Annotated in this window: 3 protein-coding genes; all 3 read right to left on the bottom strand. The window is 57.1% G+C overall.

All coding sequences use genetic code 11. The features are described 5' to 3' along the window. On the bottom strand, positions 1–986 hold a 986-nt coding region (locus tag RTY00_RS22540; RefSeq protein ID WP_312666371.1), incomplete at its 3' end, for an ABC transporter transmembrane domain-containing protein. After that, positions 983–2434 (bottom strand): TolC family outer membrane protein, encoded by a 1452-nt coding sequence (locus RTY00_RS22545; protein ID WP_008107274.1) that lies wholly within the window; start codon positions 2432–2434, stop codon positions 983–985. The genes RTY00_RS22540 and RTY00_RS22545, both read right to left, overlap by 4 nt. A 74-nt stretch (positions 2435–2508) precedes the next feature. Then, on the bottom strand, positions 2509–3158 hold a 650-nt coding region (locus tag RTY00_RS22550; protein ID WP_312666373.1), incomplete at its 5' end, for a type I secretion C-terminal target domain-containing protein.

Consider the following 3158-nt stretch of genomic DNA (forward strand, 5'->3'; position numbering starts at 1 on the left):
TTTTTCTGGCTCAGCACCCCCGGCAAGATCATCAGCAGCACTGCCACCGGTGCAATCCACGCCAGCTGCGGCGCGATAATCGCCATCACCAGCAGGAATAGCAGGAAGAACGGCATATCGACAATCGCCGTTACCGTGGTCGAGGTGACCATTTCGCGGATCGCCTCTAGCTCGCGCAACTGCGAGATAAAGGTGCCGGTCGAACGCGGCACCGCGCTGTTTCGCAGCCGCAGCGCGTGACCAAATACCCGATCGGAGACGCGCATATCGGCGCGCTTGCCCAGCAGATCGGTCACGTGATCGCGCCCGACGCGCAGGATGTAAGTGAACACCACCGAGATGATCACGCCGATATACAGCACGTACAGCGTGGGATAGGACTGCGCCGGAATCACCCGATCGTACACCTGCATCGAGAAGATAATGCCGACCAGCGCCAGCAGGTTGATCAGGAAGGATCCGAGCATCACGTAGCCATAAGGCCGCAGATCGTGCAGCACCAGACGGCGCAGCCAATCCGGTTTCACCGTGGCGAGATAGCGATCGACGCGGCTGTCTTTGGCCGCAGTAACCGGACGCAGCGCGGCGGCAAAACGGATTTCCGGCAGCAAGGTTTCCAGCGCAATCGGCGCTGGCTGTTCATCTCCAGCGAAATGCACCCGCACTTCATCATCGCCATCAAACTGGGTGATAACGCCAACCTGACCGTCGGCCAGTTCGATCGCCAGCGGCAAGCGCCAGCTGGTGATCTCCCACTTATTCTCTTCATACAGCTGCAACGATAAACCGGCCTGACGCGCCAGATGGCGCAATGCTTTATCGCGCGACTGTTTGCCCTGCCATTCGGCAGCGGCCATGATCATGCCCGGCGAACAGGGCAAGCGATAATGGGTGGCAATCAGGATGATTGCGGTGGCCCATCCGTGTAAGGGCACGTTTCCCCCTGACGCGCTATCGGGCGCGTCGGGAATCTGTAATTGCGTCATGGCTGGATCTCCACGGACTGGATCCGCTGATTATTCAAGGCAAACGCCGACCGCATATGCCCGGTGCTGTAGAGGCAATCAAGCTGCAGTGAGCGCAACTGGCTGATGGTTTGCTGGAGTGTAAAACGGGTCTGGAACACTTCCTGCTCGGCGTTGAGCACATCCAGCAGCGGACGCGTGCCAAGTTGCAGATACTGATCCTGATAGAGCGACTGAGTTTTCTCGCCCAGTGCCTGTTGCCGTCCCATGATCGCCAGGCTGAGCGACAGGCTTTGCGATTCGTTTTGCGACTCGCTCAGCTGCTGACGCGCTTTAAGCCGCGCCGAGTTAACAGCGGCATTGGCGGCCTGCAGCGCATTGGCTGCTGCGTCTCGGCTGGCGGTGATGCCACCGCCCTGATAGAGCGGCATTTCCACTTTCACAAACGCTGAATATTGCGTGCGATCCAGCGTTTCGCTGCCGGAGTAGTGATTGTTGAGATAATGCGTCACCTGCGGTTCCAGCGAGATGGTTGGCATGTTTTGCGCGTTGGCATTATCGAGTTTGGCCTGCGCCTGATTAGCCTGCGCCCAGGCGGCCAGCACCGACGGATTGAGCTTGTCATCGGCTTTCGCCACCTGACAGGATTGCGTGAGTTTGGTGGGGAAATCGTCGCTGACTTTTTTCACCAGCGGCCAGCCAAGATAGGTCGCCAGCGTGGCACGCCAGCGATCAAGGTTGGCTTGATACTGCGTTAAGGTAGTACGCGCACCTTCGATACGCGCATCGGTTTGCGTGGCATCCGAAAGCGACGCCGCGCCCTCTTCATTACGCTGGCGCGCCAGATCGCCAATCTTACTCAGCGCCGTAAGCTGCTGTTGCGCAATGATCACCAGTTGCTGATAACCCTGCACTTCCACCAGCGCTGCGGCGGTATCGTGTGCCACGGTATCAATACTCACCAGCACGTTGGCCTGCTCCTGCGCCACGCCCGCTTCGGCGGAACGCACCGAACTGCTGACCTTGCCAAAGTCATACAGCATCTGCGAAACCGACAGCACAAACGACGGGCTGAAGCCCTTTTCGCTGTAAGCGTTGCTGTAGCCGTTGTTCATGCCCGCGCTGATTTGCGGATAGTATTTGGCTTTCGCCACATCAACCTGATTGGCCTGCTCCAGCATTTTCCCTACCGCCTGAGCGATATCGGGATGCCACTGAATGGCGCGCTGCACCGCCTGGTTGATGGTCAGAAAATCGGGGACATTAGCGAGGGCGGGTTCCGCCACCTCACCGGTTAATGAAGGCAATTCTTGCTGTTGCGCTAAACCTGCGGAGGTAATTTGCCCCGCGCGGGTTAACGCGTCACTGGCCGCTAAAAGTTGAGAACTGTAAAGTAAAGCCATGCCCGCACAGAGAACGCTGAGCTTAAACGAACGGCGAAAAGTTGCGCCTGAGTGCATCAGTTCCATCGATAGTCCACCAGTCAATAATGAGAAAGGGGCACATCCCTGTGCCCTAACTGCATCCCTGCATCACAAAGCCATTAAGCCGTGTGGTTTTGGTGCGGTTGTTGCAGCAGTTCCTCCAGTGAAACGTTCACGCCTTCCAGCGTAATCAGTTGAGTACTGCTGTAACCCGTACCGGTACCATCACGGTCTATTGAGAGCACCGTATTGCCATCTGAAGTATGGTCCACTTTCACGAAATCATTAATATTACTTGTGGAATCATTCCAGCCGATAAGCAAGTTACTGACGTCAATTTTGTCGCCTTGCGCAACATTGAAGTCGGTCCAGGTATCGTGACCGTTACCGCCGGTGGCATCCGCGCTCGCCAGTAAGTGATAAACCAGGGTATCTGCGCCGGCACCGCTGGTGATGGTGTCGTCGTAGGCACCGCCGGTCAGCGTGTCAGCCCCCGTGGTTCCTGTGATGGTTGGATGCAGCTCGATGGTGAACGACTGCGTGGTGATGGTGCCATCGCTCGCCGCCAGGGTGTAACTGAACACCTCTTTATGGGTAATGGATTGTCCATCCACGCCCGCATTCAGTGAGTAGGTGTAGCTACCGTTGGCCGCAATACTCAGCACACCAAAGTCTCCCGCAACCGACGTATTATCCACGCTGTGAACCGTGGTGATATCACCGTGTTCATTAGTGATACTCAAGGTTCCGGTATGCGTGCCGGTTGACG

The sequence above is a fragment of the Pantoea sp. CTOTU49201 genome, from assembly GCF_032054795.1.
GTDB lineage: Bacteria > Pseudomonadota > Gammaproteobacteria > Enterobacterales > Enterobacteriaceae > Pantoea > Pantoea symbiotica.

Coding starts and splice junctions, on each gene's coding strand:
- RTY00_RS22545 (WP_008107274.1), bottom strand. CDS start 2,434: ATGGAACTGATGCACTCAGGCGCAACTTTTCGCCGTTCGTTTAAGCTC.